Source organism: Paenibacillus sp. Y916, from assembly GCF_056786435.1.
This window is the reverse complement of sequence record NZ_JBXCJA010000001.1, coordinates 1-19,400: the sequence shown is the minus strand read 5'-3', so window position 1 is coordinate 19,400 and position 19,400 is coordinate 1. Positions and strand designations below refer to the sequence as shown.

Here is a 19,400-nt window from a genome sequence, read left to right as displayed (position 1 = left end):
GAATTCAATATTCGATGTCGAATACGCCCCCCTGCTATACTTCGTGATCAAAAGATGACTTTTTGAACAACCCCTTAAAGTTTATTGGAGTAATGTTGGTATATCCTGATCCAATGATCCATGATTCGATTTATAAGGATAACCTGGATCATAAGGAATGACTTGAATACTGACATCACTAACATGAAGAAATCGATTCATTAGTAACTTTTTTACATGTCCAGATATAGCATGACCTTCAAGCACGGTAATACTTGGATTAACACTCACTTTTACATGAACAACAATATAATGTCCTACCTCTTGCGATTTCAATTCATCCACTGTGATAATGCCATGAACGCGCTGAATCGTATCCATAAATTCGGATCTATTTTCTTCCACCAGTTCCTCATGAGGATGCCTACCATAAATCGAATCCACCATAAGTAGATATCCACCCCTAAGAATTAGACCCGACACAATGATGGCAGAAATGGAATCCATGTATAACAATCCAGGCCAACCATACACATCTCCCAAGACAGACAGAGATACCCCGAGGAGTACTATGAACGAGGTATATAATGCTAGTCGGTGGTTCGAAGTATACACCGTATGTTCACCATTATTTCTTTTCTTAGATACGCGATATTGAAATTGAAATATGCCTTCTCTTACAGCAAAAGAAACAAAAATAGCAACAACTGAAAACTGTCCAGGCGCCTTTAAATTACCCTTTGAGAGATTATGAATAGCGTCAGTGGCAATTTGTACTCCTCCCATTATAACCAATACAGAGAAGAGAATCGTTATAACTAGCTGAGTTTTCTCGGATCTACGACTTCCATTAACTTTAGCCTTCTTCCAAGGAACTTTATCAGCAAGACAAGAAAAGGCATCCGTTGCTGAATACAATGCATCACCAAGTAAAGCCTTACTGTCTGAGAAATAACCAACAAATCCTTTAAATATAGCTAGTGTCAATTCACCGATAATTCTTGTCCAAGTTGCGGTTTTATTTGGTATTGAATGTTGTATAGCCACATAAGCCCCCCTCTAGCAACTTCAATGCCCATAACATTTGAAAGCCGCGTCATCATTGACCGCGGCTTTCAAAATGTTATTCCTAATTATTATATGCTTATGATGCTTTGCCGACTGGTTTATTCTTTTGTTTACTCTTAAGTAGAAGCCAGAGTGGGCTTGCAATAAAGATCGAGGAATAGGCACCGAATATTAGTCCAATGACCATCGCCAAAGAGAACATTCTTATCGATTCACCACCAAATAGGAATAGAAATAACGCGGCAATAAATACCGTGAGTGCGGTATATAGTGAACGCTTAATCATTTGGTTGACACTCTTATTCACCAAGACAACAAGATCTTCATTGGTTTTCAGCTTAGCAAAACGCAAGTTCTCACGTATTCTGTCGAATATAACAATGGTATCATTGATTGAATAACCAACAATAGTTAATACCGCTGTAATGAATATCAAATCCACTTCCAACTGGAATAGGGAAAATACGGTGATGACCAGGAATGCATCATGGATGAGCGCTACGATCGCTGCAACTCCAAATCGCCATTCAAAGCGGACACTCACATAAATAATAATACCAATACAAGATAGAAGCACAGCGTAGATAGCATTTCGTCCAAGCTCTTTAGCCATTTCTGTATCAACTGTATTGATCTCAAATGAAGCACTGCTATCTAACTTTTGAAACTCTAATATAAGTTTATTATGGTTTTCCTCTGTCAGTACTTCGTTAAATCGGATGTTAATCCGTTGCTCTCCCTCTGTAATATCCGTTCCCTCATCAATTCCGATATTTTTCAGAACAGGTTCAATTTCATTTTTTGTTAACGTCTTTGAAAGTGATACATCCACATTCGAACCCGCTTTGAAATCAACACCGTAATTCAATCCAAAAACCGCGAGGCTAATAAGACCTAGGATCGTAAGAATAATGGAAAGGGTATAGAAATACTTACTAACATGAACAAAATCAAATTGTTTCTTAAAGTTCACGAATTTCACTCTCCTTTACACCAAATTGCTTCGGTTTTTTAAGTAAGCCTGACTTAACCAACAAGGTAATTAGCCAGTGAGTGAAATATACGTTCGTGGCAATACTTAATACAATCTCTACCATTAATACTAATGCGAAACCTTTTACAGCACCTGTTCCGTAAGCATACATAACACCAGCAACAATGATCGTCGTCAGATTAGAATCTAGTATCGTACGGAAAGAAGACTTATTCCCTGCTTTAACAGAGGACATCACACTTCTACCGTTACGCATTTCTTCCCTGATCCGCTCGTTGGTAATAATATTAGCATCTACAGCCATCCCGATCCCTAATATAACTGCTGCTATACCCGGCAGTGTTAAGGTGAAATCAGCCATTACGAACACTAGTATAAGCAACCAAGTATGCAGAATCAATCCAAAGCTAGCTATTAATCCAGGTGTACGATACATTCCGATCATGAATAATAGAATAGCAGCAGATGCAATTAGCCCTGCTACAACAGTCTCATCAAGTGACTGCTTACCGAGCGTTGCCCCTACACTTTGGGAGTATTTCTCTGTAAGCTTCAATGGTAACGCGCCTAGATTAATCGTATCGCGTAAGCTCTTAGCTTCCTCATTAGTGTAGTTACCAGTGATTTGAGCTTTACCATCCGTTAATTCAGCTTGAACAGTCGGAGCAGAAAGCATCGTTTCATCCAAGAAAATAGCTAATTCTTTGTTAATAAGACGTTTTGTAATTTCAGCAAACTTCGCCTTATCTTTTACTTGGATACTTATTAAAGGTTTATTTAGATTGTTATATTCGACTTCTGCACCATTCTCTTTAAAGTCATTTCCTAAGAGTTCAATTTTAGTGAAATCAGCCTCTTCTATTCCTCCATCAGGCGAACTACGAAACGTTAGATTCGCAGGCTCTTTCATTTTCTTTCTAACCTCAGCCTCGTCGGTAACTCCGGCTATTTTCAGACGAATTCGGTTAGTTCCTTCTGTAGTTACCTCAGGTTCGCTTGTCCCTTGAGAATTCGCACGTTTCTCTAAACTTTGAGCTGTATGGGTCAACGATTCTTTGGTGACCTTTTGCCCTTCTTCTAGAGGTTGAGCCTCATACAGAATTTCAAACCCACCCTTAAGGTCAAGACCCAAACGGATCTTATCAAGTAACCCTGGAGTTGATACTGCCATTACGCCAGATAACACAATTATTGTAACAAAAAAACTGACAATTCTCTTCATTCCGTTCTTATTTCCCCTTTCGTCCTCAATATTCCTATTATAGCTATGCCTTAAAATGCAGTCAATTTATGATTTTGTACAATTCGTGTCTTTTTGGCATTTAACGACAAAAAGAATCCCCCCTTATTCAAAAGTAGATCCTTTGTACGCCGCCATTGTCATAAAATTCATAAACCCAGTTACCTTTAAAGATAGAATATCATTAACTAACTTATGGAGTGAAGGTGTTCCATCTTTCTCATATTTCGAACTGACACAATCCCAAATATCTTTCTCCGTCACATGCTCATATCCGATAAGTCTAAATTCCTCAGCTTTACTCTGGCACATCATTTTAATATTCTCATCGAGCTGGACAGTGCTTATCCCTTCAATTTCCACGCGTAACCCATCCTCTCTATGGTGTCTGTACCACTTCATCGAGTAATTCGACTTTAAATCTCTAATTCCTTTTTTTCGAAATATAAGAAAGTATAAGTTTCACGATATATTATCTAGCATGAGAATGGACAGGTTGAGCATATCCATATAGTAATCGTCATGCTGGACATCCGGCTAGCCTTGACTTGGAAAGAGGGAGTGAATATTGAATACACGTCATAAACAAACTTTTATACAAGGAACCATGATTCTATTGACAGCAGGGATCATCAATCGCATCTTGGGCTTTATCCCACGAATTGCTTTACCCCGTATTATTGGAGCGGAAGGTGTAGGTATTTACCAATTAGGATATCCTTTTTTCCTTGTCATTATGACTCTGATTACTGGTGGTATCCCACTTGCTGTATCCAAACTTGTCTCTGAGGCCGAAATAGCAAATAATCCGCTGGCTTCAAAACGTATACTACGTATTAGTCTTGGCTTAACCTTCACGCTAGGCATTATCTTTATGCTGCTGTCCATATGGTTCGCACCTTGGGTAACGCAGAATATTCTGACTGATCCCAGAGTTTATCATACATTTGTAAGTATGAGTCCCATGCTCGTTATCGTTGCTGTCTCTTCCGTATTCCGTGGATACTTCCAAGGCAAACAAAACATGATCCCATCAGCTGTTTCCTCCATAGTAGAGACGCTGGTTCGAATGGTATGTGTTCTAAGCTTCTCTTTCTTGCTACTACCAAAAGGAATTGAATTTGGTGCTGCTGGCGCAATGCTCGGAGTCATGGCTGGTGAATTTATTGGTCTGCTTATACTGCTCTTCCATTATCATGCCGAAGATAAAGATGTTACTCATTCTAACAACGTTACTGAAGAGTTACCTGTCCATCTTAAAGTCGGTGTACTACGTCGCTTACTTAAGATTACAATTCCTGTTACTGCAGGCAAACTTGTAGGATCCTTCTCCTATTTGTTTGAATCTATCATTACAGCACAGAGCCTTGCCATAGCGGGTTTAGCCACTTCTGTTGCTACGGCCCAGTATGGTGCGCTACAGGGTATGGTTATTCCCCTATTACTGTTACCAGGAGCATTAACAACATCATTAGCTGTTTCTCTTGTACCCTCTTTATCGGAAGCTGCAGCACGTAACGAGCAAGCTACTATTCACAAAAGACTCAATCAGACGATAAACCTAGCCCTTGTAACGGGTGCACCTTTTTCAGTCATTATGTTCGTCCTATCCGTCCCACTATGCTTATTACTATACAACAATCAGAATATTTCGGGTATGTTACAACTTATGGCACCTTTTGCCTTATTTGTATACATACAAGGGCCCTTACAAGTAGCACTTCAAGTATTAGATCGTCCTGGCAAGGCTCTCCGAAACACATTTATTGGGGCGGCAATTAAGCTATTTCTTATTTGGTACTTATCATCTCAACCTCAATATGGTATATATGGTGCCGTGATCGCAATTATTGTTAACAGTATCATCGTCACTTTAATGCATGGATTCAGTGTAACTAGATTACTCTCATTTAGATTCAATGTTCTCAATATTATAAAAGTGTGTGTAGCCATGATTCTAATGGCCGCAGGAACACATTTAGCTTATACCCAACTACCCTTCCAACAACATATCTGGCTGCAGTTCATCATCTCATGTATTATCGGGATCGTTATTTATATGATCATCATATTTAGAATTAAACTTGTATCTATCCGTGATTTAGAGAAATTACCCATCATCGGACAATGGTTTCCATCTAGTTAGTGTCTTTTAAGTCAATATAGATTTGATTCTTATGATCAATACTACACAGAAAAACATCCTTGAACTCGTTAGCACCATTCGACTGAATCATGTTCTTTAACCAGAATCGTGTCTTATTCATCAATAATAAATTTTCATCCATGACTCGACCATCCATAATCAACGGAATAGGTAATCCCTGATGGGTTATCCTTCCAACAGGCATAAGCACCTTCCTTCTGCTTTTCCATTTCTTTGCCACCGTTAAATCGCTGGAAGAACTAGACTGCGTATTCGAATCTTTTGGGAATACCGTGAGCTGGCCCGTAGTCTCCAAAATCGCAAATTCCACATCAGCTATATTATCGATATCTTTTTGACGGATCTGAAACATGAGATCATCTAGATTATATCTCTGCTTCTTCATCGCATCTCGGTGTAACTTACCTTTGGATATAAGAACAACCGGTTTACCATCAAATAGCAAACGTAGTTTTCGACTTTTTAAGCTAATCTGCGCGATGACGATTTGTAACACTACAAGCGTAACCATCGGGATGATACCTTCCCACAAAGGTCTCTTGATATCTTCAAGCACAAATACGGCAATTTCCGCAATCATAATAGAAATAACTAAATCAAATATGGATAGTTTCCCAATTTCCCTTTTCCCCATAATACGAATCGTAGCATATATAAAAAAATACATCAGCAGAGTTCTAAATATATATGCCGTAAAGTCCATATTCACTTAAATCCGCTCCTTAATCTTGTTACAATTGACATATTGTATAGTTATTGTCGCCTTTTAGTGTACAACCCATGCATTCAATAACGCATTCAATTAATGGGATTTCCTTCGGCAAGTGAATTCTCTATCCTAATTGTTGTAATACTGGGGCAAGCCTTATCATAGAATGACAGTAATATATGGACTATAAAGGGGGTAACAACATGCAATCTATCCGTCAATTATTCTCATTTAGAATTAGTAATCCGATTCTAGCCGGACTATGCTATTCATTCGCATGGATGATGCTAGGCGCATTCATTCTCTCACTTTTCTTGTGGTTAAGTGGACTTCAGGAACATGACCTTACAATGTACACATACATTATTCATGCATTCTCTGCCCTTGCTGGTGGTATAGTCACAGGTAAGCGTTCAAAGCACAAAGGATGGGTTCACGGAGGACTGACAGGAGTGTTTTATGGACTAGTTATACTTCTGATTGGGTTTCTTGCATTAGATGGTTCTTTTACACTAAAGGATATCTCTTGGGTCGGAGCTAGCTTTATAATCGCTGCTATTGGAGGAGCGTTTGGAATTAATTTAAAAAGTAATATGTAGTTCCCAAATATATCCTCTTTCTTTTATATGTGGTACACTAATTCCAGTCATGCTAAAAAGAAAGGATTGTTTTTGTGATTTATGATTCCATGGGAACTATTGCTCTAACTTCAGCAGTAACCGTTGTATTACTTATTTGGATAGGGTCTCTTCGAAACCCTTTCTTAATCGTCAAAGAGTTCACCCAATCACTTCTATCTTCACGTACATTTCTAGTATTATTCCTAGGCGTTGCGTGTATTTTATTAATTAACAAATACGAGTTGCAATTCGAAGAGAGTTTGAACTATCAAGCTGATTTCACACCATTTATTTTTGGCATAGAAGGCCATTTCGTGCAAACTTTGCAGCAATTCTTTTACAATCCAATGCTCACTCAAGTATTAGTGTTTTTCTATGTCATTATATTTCAATCTTTATTGATCGCTTCCATTGGAGTCTACATGTTGGATCGTAACAAGGTGTTCGTATATGCAACCTTCTTTGCTATTATGATTAACTATGCAGTAGCTATCCCCTTCTACATTCTTGTTCCTGTAAATGAGACTTGGTCCTACGCACCTTCAGGAGTAGTCTTTCACATGTTGGATGTCTTCCCATCATTCGAGCAGGACTACAGATCGCTGTCCGGTATAAATAACTGCTTCCCAAGCCTTCATACGTCCATCTCCGTAACGATCATGCTGCTAGCAGCTCGTTCAGGAAATATACGTTGGAGAATCATAACCGCTATTAGTTCAACCATTATCGTGTTCAGTATATTCTATCTTGGTATTCACTGGCTCATCGATATGCTTGCAGGATCAATACTAGGTATTACTGCTTCTACTTTGGGTATCTATTGGGCTAAGTTAGCGGTTGCTAAGGAACACGGTTCAATCAGAGTGCGTTCTAAGTTACACAACACTTCCATGTAAAAGGAGTTCAAAAAGTCATCTTTAATTACTGAAATTCGACCTTTTGAACACGGATCACATATATAAATAGAGGTTGTCCATTAGTCAGAATAACTAATGGACAACCTCTATTTCATTTAGAATATAAGATTAATGTGCAATCTTTTACTATTTCACATCTGTACGGGTACCTTGACTTATTGAACTACGATCAAAAGTCAACCTAGTCGCATCGTTTACGAGAAGAACAATAATATCATCTGTAATCTCTACGATTTTTCCATGAAGACCACCAATCGTTACTACTTTATCACCCTTTTGGAGAGTGCTTAGCATGCTAGTACGGGCCTTTTGTTTCTTCTGTTGTGGACGAATTAACAAAAAGTAAAAAATAGCAAACATTAAAACAAATGGCCATATCAGTTGAAATATGGAGCCTGCCCCCCCAGTTCCGGAAGCTTCTGCTGCAAGTTCAAACATTTCTTTTCCCCCTTTAATTAATGTCATCATGCTAGAATCCTTTAAGATTCTCATGAAGACCATACTGATCAAAAAACTCATCGCGAAAATCAAGCAGTCTGTCTTCCATAATACTCTGACGAACCTTGCGCATTAATTCTTGCAAGAAGTACAGATTATGGTATGTAGTCAGTCTCAGTCCAAAGGTCTCATCAGCTTTGATCAAATGCCGCAAATAAGCTCTCGAGTAATTCCTACATGTATAACAATCGCATGCTGGATCTAAAGGACCGTAGTCACGAGCATACTTCGCGTTACGAATTACAACTCTTCCTTCGCTTGTCATCGTTGTCCCATTACGAGCGATCCGTGTTGGTAGAACGCAGTCAAACATATCTATTCCACGAATAGATCCTTCGATCAGAGCATCAGGAGATCCCACGCCCATTAAATAACGAGGTTTATTGTTAGGAAGGAGTGGAACTGTATAATCCAGCACATCATACATTAGCTGTTTTGGCTCTCCCACACTGAGTCCACCAATAGCATAACCCGGGAAATCCATGGAAGTCAAATCCCGTGCACTTTGCTTACGTAAATCCTCATACATCCCACCTTGAACGATACCGAATAAAGCTTGATCTTTACTCCGTGCATGACTTTCTAGGCAACGCTCAGCCCAACGAGTTGTCCGTTCAAGAGATTTTCTAGCATACTCATGTTCAGCTGGGTATGGTGGACATTCATCGAAAGCCATCATAATGTCCGAGCCAAGTGCATTCTGAACTTCCATTACAACCTCTGGAGAGAGAAATAATTTATCTCCATTTAGATGAGAGCGGAAATGAACACCCTCTTCTGTAATTTTACGCATTTCACTTAGACTAAAGACTTGAAATCCACCGCTGTCGGTCAGAATTGGACGATCCCAATTCATAAATTTATGAAGCCCACCTGCTTCGCGGATAATATCGTGGCCTGGGCGAAGGTATAAATGATACGTATTACTAAGAATAATCTGTGCATCCATTTGCTTAAGTTCTTCTGGGCTCATTGTTTTAACTGTAGCCAGTGTCCCTACAGGCATAAATGTAGGTGTCTCAATAATGCCATGGGGCGTATGAACTCGTCCTAGACGGGCTCCTGATTGTTTACATGTTTTGATATGTTCATAAGTTACTGCTGCTACCATAATGTTTTTGTATCCCTTCCTTATAGAGGTTGTTCAAAGTTTCATCTTTTGATCACGAAGTATATCATGAATCTTACTCGACATCGAATATTGAATTCAGCCGGTCCTTCCGGTGCTCACGTAGGTACTGCCTACGCTCCGCTCCTCACTCCCTATCTTCATCCAATCTTCTCGGTGCTGAAAAGCTGACTTTTTGAACACGCACTTATATAGTTTAATAAATAAACATCGCATCACCGAAACTGAAGAATCGATATTGCTCCTTCACAGCTTCTTGATATGCTTCGAGAATATGTTCTCGTCCTGCCAAAGCACTTACAAGCATGACCAACGTAGACTTTGGTAAATGAAAGTTGGTAATCAAGGCATCTACGACGGTGAATTGGTATCCTGGAAACATAAAAATGCTAGTCCAACCACTACACTCTTTCAATGGACCGCCTTCACATTGCTGACCGACCGTTTCTAGTGTCCGAGCAGACGTTGTTCCAACGGCAATAATTCTCCCACCGTTCAGATGCGTTCTATTCAACAAGTCTGCGGTTTCCTGAGACAAGGAGTAATACTCCTCATGCATGACATGATCTTCCACTCGCTCAACTGACATGGGTCTAAATGTTCCTAACCCTACATGCAACGTTATGAATGCCACTGATACTCCCTTTGCACGAATATCATGAAGTAATTCCTCTGTGAAATGAAGTCCTGCTGTAGGTGCCGCTGCCGAACCCTCATGACGGGCATACACCGTTTGGTAACGTTCACGATCATCTAACTTATCCTTAATATAAGGTGGAAGAGGCATTTGTCCCAGACGATCGAGAATTTCCTGAAATACACCCTGATAAGTGAATACGAGTACCCGGGCACCCATATCACCTTCAGATTCAATTACTGCTTGAAGTTCATCACTGAATATAATGACATTGCCTTGTCTCAGCTTCTTACCTGGCTTTACTAATGCTTCCCACCGGTCCTGACCCAAATTTTTAAGTAACAGAACCTCTGCTTTCGCACCAGTATCCTCTTTCACTCCGAACAATCTCGCAGGAATAACTCGAGTATCATTTAATACAAGTGTATCACCCGGTTGAAGATAATCCGTTATATCTTTAAAGGTATGATGTTCCATCGAACCATCTTCTCTGCTCAACGTAAGCAAACGCGATGAGCTTCGTTCCAAAAGTGGTGTCTGGGCAATCAATTCCTCTGGCAGATCAAAATTATATAATTCTACATCCATGTTGTCGTCATTCCTTAACAATAGTGACATTTTGATAATAGTGTTTCAAAATATCCTGATAATCATACCCTGCATCAGCCATCCCTTTGGCTCCCCATTGAGAAAGTCCTAGTCCATGACCGTTTCCTTGACCGATAAATTTAAACTTCTCACTCGCATCCACTGCTGTCGCCTTTGAGTCACCATTCATGATGACTGTCGTAGTCCCATTAAGGTTACTAACCCCCGCTGCTGAAATGACAGAAGTCGTTGATGACGTAGATGCTTGTACCGTTGCACCGTCGGAACCTAATACAGTATAACTTCCGGTGGATACAATATCAAATAAAGTACTCGGTAAGCCATTCAATGCTGATCTAAACAAGTCTGGATACTTCACATCCAGTATTTGACCATTTACCTTCAGTTCAGTAACACGACTCGAAGGCCCACGTTTCGTTACTTCAAGCGAACTAATCGTCGATGGTAACTGCAGTGATGCCTTTCCTTGCATAGCCTTGAGTAGCTCAGCAGAAGTATAAGGACCTCTAACCCAAGAATAGGAGTTGGATTCTGAGACCTTTTCAAGAATAACGGCAGTCTCTCCCGGATTAAGCTTAGCTACAGGTGTTACAGTCGATTGAATTTGTGGTGTTGGACGGACATTCGTATCTAATGATGTTACCGTTAATTGAGCAAGCCCTGCTACGGTTGTATTACTCAATTCCTTCACATTATCTTCACGTATATAACCTGTCAGTCCATTATTCAATAAAACATAATACCACATCTTCAAGTTATTTTGAGCAGATATATCACCTTCACTTGTTACATTGATAAAGGTATTGTTACCACTATTCCATACTTCACTAGAATCAGCTGTTACCCCACCACTATTAGATGAGAAGATAGCTTCAACTACCTTACCATCCTTTACGAGAACTTCACCCTTCGTATCGTCAACAGCTTGTGTAATACTTGCAGCTTCTGAGCCTAAGCCATTATAAACTTGACTTAGCGTCGTATCGACCACATCTGCCACTTGATATTTATTTCTTTGAAATATAGCATAGCTTCTTGCAGCTACCGCTTGAGTCTTCAGTGCCTCTGACGACCATGAGGAAGGTACTTCTCCCCCAACAACAGAATATAGGTATTGTTCTAGAGGCAGTTCATTCACCAACGCTAACTGACCATTATATGAACTAATTTCCCAATTTCCACGATAACTCCGCGCTGCTCTCTCTGTTACTTTCATTCCATTGAACGGATCCGGAATCCATACTTTCGCAGATTCACCGCTTATTTGATAATGTGCTACCGTTTGATTAGGAGATAAATGAAGTCCAACATCCTGACGTAGTATAAGTGCTGGAAGAGTAGAATCTATAGCCGCTAAAGTAATCGCAGGCATAATCTGACTCATCTCTTGTTGAATAATACTCAGTTCACTATCATTTGTCGCTTCTCCTACCCATACCGCATATTGAATTTCACCTGTCGGCATATATTGGATAACAGTCATAGCATCAAAACCTGAAGCTTGAATCATGCTTTGTTGTGTCATCGCTTGATCTAACGTAGCATGAACACCTGCAGACCCGTGTTTGCTCCCCTTTAGCGAAGGTGTTTGACCGTTCAATTGAGCTGCTGCCGTCTGGCTAACACGGATCACAGCTTCTCTACCAGCTTGTTCAGTAGCATACATTCCGGTATACAGTTGATACACCGTCTGTCCTCCCAATGAAGAACTGAATAGAATGGGCTTATCATTCGCTGTTGTGGACAAATTCTGGAATGCTGCTGCAATCTTATTCCAATCTGACGTCTCCAATACTTTTACCCGAAATGAATCCACACTGAATCGTACTTGTGTACTCCCCATGAAAGAAGCCATCTCACGGTATCCAGCTGAGCCATTCATCCCTGCACTCCAAGAAGATCCAGACTCAAGTGTTACTGCTGGAGTGATGGATCTGTAGGCACTTCCCAAGTCAACAAACATTGCGACCCTTATCGTATCTTGAACGAGTCCTGCCGCCATAACCTTTTGTGAAGTATTCAGACAAGATAAGCCAATAACAGCAACTAGCATACATGTAGTAATCTTCTTCAGAAACCCTTTTTTCAAATTAAGAATCATTGAATATCTCCTCTCTAGGATCGAATATTTATTTCTGCTGAGGTGGTTGTGGTAATCCTAAGTGTTGATACGCTGCAGACGAAACCATTCTCCCCCGTGGAGTCCGTTGTAAAAAACCAATCTGCATGAGGTAAGGTTCGTATACATCCTCAATCGTCTGACTCTCTTCTCCAATCGTTGCGGCAATCGTATCTAGTCCCACTGGTCCTCCACGAAAACTCGTAATCATCGTATGAAGTATTTTATAATCGATCACATCTAATCCTCTTGGGTCTACTTGCAACATTTGGAGGGCTTGATCCGCAATTTCTCTCGTAATTATTCCGTCTCCACGTACTTGAGCATAGTCGCGTACTCGTTTTAACAGACGGTTAGCGATACGAGGGGTCCCCCTCGCTCTAAGCGCAATCTCATCGGCTGCATCTCCTACAATCTCAATCCCAAAAATGTCCGCTCCCCTCGATACGATAAAACTTAATTCATCCACACTATAAAATTCTAACCGACTAACTACACCGAAACGATCTCGAAGCGGCGCCGATAACAAACCTGCACGGGTAGTAGCACCTATTAATGTAAACGGAGGTAAATCCAACCTTACAGAACGAGCACTTGGCCCTTTACCAATCATAATATCTAGAGCAAAATCTTCCATTGCAGGATACATGACTTCCTCTACTGTCCGATGCAGACGGTGAATTTCGTCAATAAACAGTACATCGCCTTCTTGCAGATTGGTTAGTAACGCAGCCAAATCACCTGGGCGTTCTATAGCAGGACCTGATGTTGTCCGCAGATTAACTCCTAATTCATTAGCTATAATATTAGCCAGTGTCGTTTTCCCGAGCCCTGGAGGGCCATATAGAAGTACATGATCTAGCGCCTCATTACGCATTTTGGCTGCTTCAATATAAATTTTTAAGTTTTCCTTCACTTGATTCTGTCCGATATATTCTGCCAAATAGCGAGGGCGAAGACTTAACTCCACTGCCTGATCTTCCATCATCAAGTTCGCTGATATAATACGGTCATCCATTAACTATCGCTCCTCTTCCTCAGCCCGCATAGAGCAGTTTGAGCGCCTTCTTCATTAAGACGTCTATCGTGTCCTCATATGTGATCTCATCTTTAATTTTTAACCATACACTGTCAAGTTCTGTCTCCGTATACCCAAGGGCCTTCAATCCTTCCCTAGCCTCAGACCAAGAGGATCCATCTCCTTCTTGAGGTTCAGGGACAGTGAATAATCCACCTGAAATAACAGTCGTAGCGAAACCATCCAGCTTGTCCTTCAAATCGAGAATCATCCGTTGCGCAGTTTTCTTTCCGATACCCGGAAGTTTAATTAAGAAAGGGATATTCTCTTGATGAATCGCAGACACAACAAGTTCTGGATCTCCCCCACTTAATATGCCTAGGGCTACCCTTGGACCAATGCCCGATACTTCAATTAGCTTACGAAACAACTTCTGTTCATCTCGTGTCGGGAATCCAAATATTAATATCGCATCCTCGCGCACGTTATAGTGTGTATAGATCGTCACTTCACCTTCCACCTTAGCAAAGGCATAGGGATTCGGACAAAATACGCGATATCCTATACCACGGACATCAACGACAACATAGTCATTCTCCAAATGGACAACCGAACCTGTTAGGTAATCAATCATTTCTTCAGCACCTCTTTGATCATCGTATTTAATGTTGATGAGTGAGCGTGACATATAGCAACAGCTAGAGCATCCGCAACATCATCAGGCTTAGGAATTTCCTTGAGGTTAAGATAAATTTTTACCATCTCCTGAACCTGCCTTTTCTCAGCCTTACCATAACCTACAATAGCTTGTTTCACTTGTAATGGTGTATATTCTGCAACGGGTAGTCCCTTTTGCACCGCAGCTAGAATCATCACACCACGCGCTTGACTGACAGTCATAGCTGTCGTCACATTCCGATTAAAGAATAGCTTCTCAAAAGCGACAGTATCTGGTTTATATTTATCTATCAACTGTACCATACCTTCATACACATGTAGCAACCGATCTTCCTCTGGCGTATGAGCTTCGGTCTGAATGCATCCATATTGCACTGGAATAACCTTACTTCCTACCTTGTCTACGAAACCAAAGCCGACAATAGCAATACCCGGGTCAATTCCTAAAATTCGCAAAATCAATCTCTCCTCTGTCATAAAGCGAACATATGTATTCGTTATCTCATTATATGAAAAACTCTCTATTAAGTCTATTACTCTAAGGAAACTACTCCTTTTTAGGATTGAAAGTTACCTTTTAACTCATGAATAAATGCCTTCATAGATAAGCTTATCATCGATTCATTGCGATAAACGATTCCAACTGTTTTTTGTGGTATGGGCTCAACGATGGGAATAATACGAATCTGCTTATCTTCAGTATAATTTACATGTAGATAGGATTTAGGTAAAATAGTTGCACCAATATTCAGCCGAACCATCTGCATCATAGATTCCATCGTCGACAGTTCCACTATTGGCGTCAAGACAATTCCTTCTTCTTTTCCGTACATATCAACCATTTGTCTAACCAAGAACTTCTCAGGAAACAATATTAGTGATAAGTTTTGCAAATAATTGAATGGAACGCTATTTTCTCTAGCCAAGGGATGTGCTGATGAAACAGCTAAACTAAGCTCTTCTGTATAAAGTGGATGACTAATCAAGTTCGCATCTTCCAAAGGTAGAAAGACAACACCCATATCCAATTCATTATTCAACAAGCCATGCCTTGTTTCTTCCGTTGCTAACTCAATCACAGATAACGAAATATTAGGGTACTTCTCATGAAAAGAAACGATGGTCGTTGTCAGTAGATGGTTACCCGAGCATCCAATCCTTAGCTTCCCGCGTTGTAATCCCTTGATTTCCGTTATTTTTATTTGTGCTTGTTCTAGCTCATAGAATACTCTAATCGCATGATTCCGCAAAATATGACCAGCTTCTGTTAAATAGTTCTTTTTGCCAATTCTCCTGAACAAGGGAGTTCCCAATCTATTCTCAAGCACGCGGATCTGCTGACTCAACGTAGGTTGACTGATTCCTAGTCGTTCTGCTGCTTTAGTAAAATGTAATTCTTCACAGACGGCAAGGAAATATTCTAGAACTCTAAATTCCAAATTTATTACCTCATTTCATATATAGGCCATAACTATCATTCTAATAGATATTATTGGATTGACCAATTGTTTTTTTATTCATTATAATGGAGTAAGTATATTTCATTGAGACTCAGGAGGAGTTAAAGTATGAAGGACATTCAAATTTTCAAAAGAAACGACCTTAAACAGAAACCACTTCAAGACCATCTAGAATTTGGACAGATTTTTACAGATCATATGTTTTTATTAGATTACAATTTAGAACAAGGTTGGCATGATGCTCGTATCGTTCCTTATGGTCCCATAGTGTTAGATCCTGCTGCCATGGTATTGCATTATGGTCAAGCTGTTTTCGAGGGAATGAAGGCATTCTTAGCACAAGATGACCAAATCCTTTTGTTCAGACCGAATAAAAATATGGAGCGCTTCAACCAATCCAATAATCGTCTTGAAATTCCAGAAATCGATGAAGACTTTATTCTACATGCTATTCAAACCTTAGTTAATATAGATAAAGAATGGATTCCTTCAGGTAAAGGAACCTCTCTATATATTCGTCCATTCATTATAGCGACTGAGCCTTGTCTTGGTGTACGGGCCTCCCATACTTATCAGCTTCTCGTCATCTTATCTCCGGTTGGCGCATACTACAGTGAAGGATTAGAACCCGTTAAGATCAATGTGGAGTCTTCCTACGCGCGCGCCGTTCGAGGTGGACTAGGGACTGCCAAGGCAGCAGGTAATTATGCAGCTAGCATTAAAGCTCAAACCGAAGCTAAAGAAGCCGGATATTCTCAAGTTCTATGGTTAGACGCGCTGGAAAGGAAATATATTGAGGAAGTTGGGAGTATGAATATTTTCTTTAAAATTGATGGAAAAGTCATCACTCCGGAGTTGAACGGTAGTATTTTAGCAGGGGTAACCCGTGATTCTATTATCGAGCTATTACAGAACTGGGGTATATCGGTAGAGGAACGCCGGATTTCGATGGAGGAAGTCTACGAAGCTTATCATAATCACACTTTGGAAGAAGTCTTCGGAACCGGTACAGCAGCTGTTATCTCTCCCGTTGGTGAATTATTCTGGAATGAGAAACAAGTGATCATCAATGAGGGACAAATCGGTAAGCTGTCACAACAACTTTATGACACCATTACTGGTATCCAAACGGGTTTGATTCCAGACACTCTACAATGGACTGTACAAGTATAGACCTAATACAGCTAAACAGGGGTGTCCCTAGTCATTATTAATGACTAAGGACACCCCTGTTCTTTGATCAATTCCTACTTACTCCGTCCTCTTCATAACGTTCTCAGTATACTCTTGTGCGAAGTCACTAAATGTGGATATCACACTATTGTATTCATCTAAATCCTGAATTCGAATACCAGTATATAGTTGTTCCAACACACCCTCAGGCAATGCTGATTCCATAGAATTAATATCAAGTTGAAAAAAAGTCTTCAATACCTTTTCCTGTTTCGGTGGACCTTCAAATAACGTAAGATTACCATCCGCATCCATACTCATATATGCACTTTGTTTGCACACAGGAGATAGGTCTTCGACCCATTCCACCAGCCATACTTCCTCATGCTCACTAAATTGTCCATTCCATGTTGGATTTTCATGAAGCAATTCTATAATTTTGTCAGAACTCATCTGTCCCATAGCTCTTTCTTCTTGACCACATATATAGTTTTTCTGAATTACAACCCTATGGGCTTTATTCGAATCTTTCAAGCTTTTCAAAAATTGTTGCCTTTCTACAGATAACTCAGTAGAAGCTGTATTTTGCAAATACTGCAAAGTCTCCATAGCAATTTGTGGTTCAGAGTATAATAAAGATTCGATTTGTCCCGAGAGATGAATTCCCCACCAAGCGAGCATAGCGATAATGACACTCAAGGCTGTTGCTCCAATTCGACGCTTCCACCTTTTCCAATTTCTCATCAACTTTTTTTTGAGTTTCGAAGCATTCACGCTGATCCCCTTCTATCTGCTTACTTTTCTATATTGTGCACCTCAGTCACAATATTTATACAAACAAGCAGTTAAAGGGAGTCTTAGTTTATAAATAGTTGAAAATACGAAAAGAACCATCGAAATAATTCGATGGTTCTCAACTTTATCGGGACGACACGATTCGAACATGCGACCCCCTGGACCCAAACCAGGTGCTCTACCAAGCTGAGCTACGTCCCGAAACAATACCGATGGCCGGACTCGAACCGGCAAGCCCTGCGGCACCGCATTTTGAGTGCGGCGTGTCTGCCAATTCCACCACATCGGCTTACTCTAACTAATAAAGATGGTGCGCCCTAAGAGATTCGAACTCCTGGCCTTTTGATTCGTAGTCAAACGCTCTATCCAGCTGAGCTAAGGGCGCAAATAAAATGGAGCGGACGACGGGAATCGAACCCGCGACCCTCGCCTTGGCAAGGCGATGCTCTACCGCTGAGCCACGTCCGCATAAAGATGGTGCGCGTAGAGGGACTTGAACCCCCACGTCGTGAAACGCTAGATCCTAAGTCTAGTGCGTCTGCCAATTCCGCCACACGCGCACACTTTGATAAGAAATGGTGAGCCATGAAGGATTCGAACCTTCGACACCCTGATTAAAAGTCAGGTGCTCTACCAACTGAGCTAATGGCTCATAAACTGTGAATCTTTAATAATTATAATGGCGGAACCGACGGGATTCGAACCCGCGATCTCCTGCGTGACAGGCAGGCATGTTAGACCAACTACACCACGGTTCCACATAAATATAATTGGTTGCGGGGGCAGGATTTGAACCTGCGGCCTTCGGGTTATGAGCCCGACGAGCTACCGGGCTGCTCCACCCCGCGTCATCTAAAAAATTACTATGGTGGAGGCTGAGGGGATCGAACCCCCGACCCTCTGCTTGTAAGGCAGATGCTCTCCCAGCTGAGCTAAGCCTCCATGTCTAAACGTGTACAAATTAAAATTGGTGACCCGTAGGGGACTCGAACCCCTGTTACCTCCGTGAAAGGGAGGTGTCTTAACCACTTGACCAACGGGCCGTTATGGCTCCCCGAACAGGACTCGAACCTGTGACAACTCGATTAACAGTCGAGTGCTCTACCAACTGAGCTATCAGGGAATATAGTATTTCATAATACATTCTTTACATCACTTATGTATGTAATCATGTCTTACAAAATGGCTGCTTGGCGACGTCCTACTCTCCCAGGACCCTGCGGTCCAAGTACCATCGGCGCTGGAGGGCTTAACGGTCGTGTTCGGGATGGGTACGTGTGGAACCCCTCCGCTATCGCCACCAAACATGCATTTGTGTAACAAATGCTGCCGTGAGAAATTCGGTTCATCACGTTAGTGTGAATGAATTTCATAACGTTACTAATCGCTGCGAGAAAATATCAGTCTTCAAAAAAGACATGCAGCTTATCCAGATGTTTGATCACCTGAAAACTAGATACGAACGAATTTGTGTTAGAATTATTAGGATAAGCCCTCGACCGATTAGTATTGGTCAGCTCCGCACATTGCTGCGCTTCCACCTCCAACCTATCTACCTCGTAGTCTTCAAGGGGTCTTACTAATTGGGAA

General features: G+C 40.8%; 18 protein-coding genes, 11 tRNA genes and 2 rRNA genes. 4 read left to right on the top strand and 27 right to left on the bottom strand.

Annotated elements, in window-relative coordinates; genetic code table 11:
- Nucleotides 1-81 precede the first annotated feature (81 nt).
- From AC1TO9_RS00155 to AC1TO9_RS00140, 4 genes are all read right to left on the bottom strand, one after another.
- Nucleotides 82-1,026: a cation diffusion facilitator family transporter gene (locus AC1TO9_RS00155; RefSeq protein ID WP_482058079.1), complete on the bottom strand. Its 945-nt coding sequence runs from the start codon at nucleotides 1,024-1,026 to the stop codon at nucleotides 82-84.
- Nucleotides 1,027-1,123: 97 nt separating this feature from the next.
- A complete protein-coding gene (secF, locus tag AC1TO9_RS00150) occupies nucleotides 1,124-2,020 on the bottom strand; it encodes a protein translocase subunit SecF (protein WP_482058078.1) in 897 nt (298 codons plus the stop codon).
- Nucleotides 2,010-3,263 carry a protein translocase subunit SecD gene (gene secD, locus AC1TO9_RS00145; RefSeq protein ID WP_482054526.1) on the bottom strand — a complete coding sequence of 418 codons (1,254 nt, stop codon included), beginning with the start codon at nucleotides 3,261-3,263 and terminating at the stop codon, nucleotides 2,010-2,012. Before secD ends, secF begins: the two co-directional genes overlap by 11 nt.
- A 123-nt stretch (nucleotides 3,264-3,386) precedes the next feature.
- Nucleotides 3,387-3,596 (bottom strand): post-transcriptional regulator, encoded by a 210-nt coding sequence (locus AC1TO9_RS00140; RefSeq protein ID WP_482055214.1) that lies wholly within the window; start codon nucleotides 3,594-3,596, stop codon nucleotides 3,387-3,389.
- Between the two features lie 292 nt (nucleotides 3,597-3,888).
- Between AC1TO9_RS00140 and spoVB the strand changes: the two genes are divergently transcribed.
- Nucleotides 3,889-5,427, top strand: a complete 1,539-nt coding sequence (gene spoVB / locus AC1TO9_RS00135) for a stage V sporulation protein B (protein WP_482058384.1) — start codon at nucleotides 3,889-3,891, stop codon at nucleotides 5,425-5,427.
- Here spoVB and AC1TO9_RS00130 read toward each other — a convergent pair.
- Nucleotides 5,420-6,151 carry a YetF domain-containing protein gene (locus AC1TO9_RS00130; protein ID WP_482055212.1) on the bottom strand — a complete coding sequence of 244 codons (732 nt, stop codon included), beginning with the start codon at nucleotides 6,149-6,151 and terminating at the stop codon, nucleotides 5,420-5,422. The two genes, spoVB and AC1TO9_RS00130, sit on opposite strands and share 8 nt — an antisense overlap.
- A gap of 209 nt (nucleotides 6,152-6,360) precedes the next feature.
- Between AC1TO9_RS00130 and AC1TO9_RS00125 the strand changes: the two genes are divergently transcribed.
- Nucleotides 6,361-6,756: a TIGR04086 family membrane protein gene (locus tag AC1TO9_RS00125; RefSeq protein ID WP_482058077.1), complete on the top strand. Its 396-nt coding sequence runs from the start codon at nucleotides 6,361-6,363 to the stop codon at nucleotides 6,754-6,756.
- 89 nt (nucleotides 6,757-6,845) lie between these two features.
- Nucleotides 6,846-7,673, top strand: a complete 828-nt coding sequence (locus tag AC1TO9_RS00120) for a phosphatase PAP2 family protein (protein WP_482054524.1) — start codon at nucleotides 6,846-6,848, stop codon at nucleotides 7,671-7,673.
- Nucleotides 7,674-7,820: 147 nt separating this feature from the next.
- Here AC1TO9_RS00120 and yajC read toward each other — a convergent pair whose 3' ends face one another.
- The 8 genes from yajC to AC1TO9_RS00080 form a co-directional block, all read right to left on the bottom strand.
- Entirely contained in the window at nucleotides 7,821-8,132 is a 312-nt protein-coding gene (gene yajC, locus AC1TO9_RS00115; RefSeq protein ID WP_482058076.1) for a preprotein translocase subunit YajC, read from the bottom strand.
- A 31-nt stretch (nucleotides 8,133-8,163) separates the two neighbouring features.
- On the bottom strand, nucleotides 8,164-9,303 hold the full coding sequence (tgt, locus tag AC1TO9_RS00110) for a tRNA guanosine(34) transglycosylase Tgt (protein ID WP_482058075.1): 1,140 nt from the start codon (nucleotides 9,301-9,303) through the stop codon (nucleotides 8,164-8,166).
- A 214-nt stretch (nucleotides 9,304-9,517) separates the two neighbouring features.
- Nucleotides 9,518-10,546 carry a tRNA preQ1(34) S-adenosylmethionine ribosyltransferase-isomerase QueA gene (queA, locus tag AC1TO9_RS00105; RefSeq protein ID WP_482054521.1) on the bottom strand — a complete coding sequence of 343 codons (1,029 nt, stop codon included), beginning with the start codon at nucleotides 10,544-10,546 and terminating at the stop codon, nucleotides 9,518-9,520.
- 7 nt (nucleotides 10,547-10,553) lie between these two features.
- Complete coding sequence (locus AC1TO9_RS00100) at nucleotides 10,554-12,668, bottom strand: SpoIID/LytB domain-containing protein (RefSeq protein WP_482058074.1); 2,115 nt, start codon at nucleotides 12,666-12,668, stop codon at nucleotides 10,554-10,556.
- 28 nt (nucleotides 12,669-12,696) lie between these two features.
- On the bottom strand, nucleotides 12,697-13,704 hold the full coding sequence (gene ruvB / locus AC1TO9_RS00095) for a Holliday junction branch migration DNA helicase RuvB (RefSeq protein WP_482054519.1): 1,008 nt from the start codon (nucleotides 13,702-13,704) through the stop codon (nucleotides 12,697-12,699).
- 19 nt (nucleotides 13,705-13,723) lie between these two features.
- Nucleotides 13,724-14,338, bottom strand: coding sequence for a Holliday junction branch migration protein RuvA (gene ruvA, locus AC1TO9_RS00090; RefSeq protein ID WP_482054518.1), 615 nt, complete (start codon nucleotides 14,336-14,338; stop codon nucleotides 13,724-13,726).
- Entirely contained in the window at nucleotides 14,335-14,838 is a 504-nt protein-coding gene (ruvC, locus tag AC1TO9_RS00085) for a crossover junction endodeoxyribonuclease RuvC (protein WP_482054517.1), read from the bottom strand. Before ruvC ends, ruvA begins: the two co-directional genes overlap by 4 nt.
- 101 nt (nucleotides 14,839-14,939) lie before the next feature.
- Complete coding sequence (locus AC1TO9_RS00080) at nucleotides 14,940-15,821, bottom strand: LysR family transcriptional regulator (protein WP_482058073.1); 882 nt, start codon at nucleotides 15,819-15,821, stop codon at nucleotides 14,940-14,942.
- Nucleotides 15,822-15,950: 129 nt separating this feature from the next.
- Between AC1TO9_RS00080 and AC1TO9_RS00075 the strand changes: the two genes are divergently transcribed.
- Complete coding sequence (locus AC1TO9_RS00075; RefSeq protein ID WP_482054515.1) at nucleotides 15,951-17,015, top strand: branched-chain amino acid aminotransferase; 1,065 nt, start codon at nucleotides 15,951-15,953, stop codon at nucleotides 17,013-17,015.
- 78 nt (nucleotides 17,016-17,093) lie between these two features.
- Here the strand turns inward: AC1TO9_RS00075 and AC1TO9_RS00070 are convergent, their stop codons facing one another.
- The 14 genes from AC1TO9_RS00070 to AC1TO9_RS00005 form a co-directional block, all read right to left on the bottom strand.
- Nucleotides 17,094-17,759 carry a BofC C-terminal domain-containing protein gene (locus AC1TO9_RS00070; RefSeq protein WP_482054514.1) on the bottom strand — a complete coding sequence of 222 codons (666 nt, stop codon included), beginning with the start codon at nucleotides 17,757-17,759 and terminating at the stop codon, nucleotides 17,094-17,096.
- A gap of 178 nt (nucleotides 17,760-17,937) precedes the next feature.
- Nucleotides 17,938-18,011, bottom strand: a tRNA-Pro gene (locus tag AC1TO9_RS00065).
- Nucleotides 18,012-18,017: 6 nt separating this feature from the next.
- Nucleotides 18,018-18,099: transfer RNA gene (locus AC1TO9_RS00060), tRNA-Leu, on the bottom strand.
- Nucleotides 18,100-18,118: 19 nt separating this feature from the next.
- Nucleotides 18,119-18,195: transfer RNA gene (locus tag AC1TO9_RS00055), tRNA-Arg, on the bottom strand.
- An 8-nt stretch (nucleotides 18,196-18,203) separates the two neighbouring features.
- Nucleotides 18,204-18,278 (bottom strand) — tRNA-Gly (locus AC1TO9_RS00050).
- Nucleotides 18,279-18,285: 7 nt separating this feature from the next.
- Nucleotides 18,286-18,370: transfer RNA gene (locus AC1TO9_RS00045), tRNA-Leu, on the bottom strand.
- Nucleotides 18,371-18,386: 16 nt separating this feature from the next.
- Nucleotides 18,387-18,462 (bottom strand) — tRNA-Lys (locus AC1TO9_RS00040).
- 28 nt (nucleotides 18,463-18,490) lie between these two features.
- Nucleotides 18,491-18,568: transfer RNA gene (locus AC1TO9_RS00035), tRNA-Asp, on the bottom strand.
- Nucleotides 18,569-18,581: 13 nt separating this feature from the next.
- Nucleotides 18,582-18,658, bottom strand: a tRNA-Met gene (locus AC1TO9_RS00030).
- Between the two features lie 18 nt (nucleotides 18,659-18,676).
- Nucleotides 18,677-18,752 (bottom strand) — tRNA-Val (locus tag AC1TO9_RS00025).
- A gap of 26 nt (nucleotides 18,753-18,778) precedes the next feature.
- Nucleotides 18,779-18,853: transfer RNA gene (locus tag AC1TO9_RS00020), tRNA-Glu, on the bottom strand.
- 4 nt (nucleotides 18,854-18,857) lie between these two features.
- Nucleotides 18,858-18,933: transfer RNA gene (locus AC1TO9_RS00015), tRNA-Asn, on the bottom strand.
- 65 nt (nucleotides 18,934-18,998) lie between these two features.
- A 5S ribosomal RNA gene (gene rrf / locus AC1TO9_RS00010) occupies nucleotides 18,999-19,115 on the bottom strand.
- Between the two features lie 178 nt (nucleotides 19,116-19,293).
- Nucleotides 19,294-19,400, bottom strand: a 23S ribosomal RNA gene (locus AC1TO9_RS00005); the annotation flags it as partial.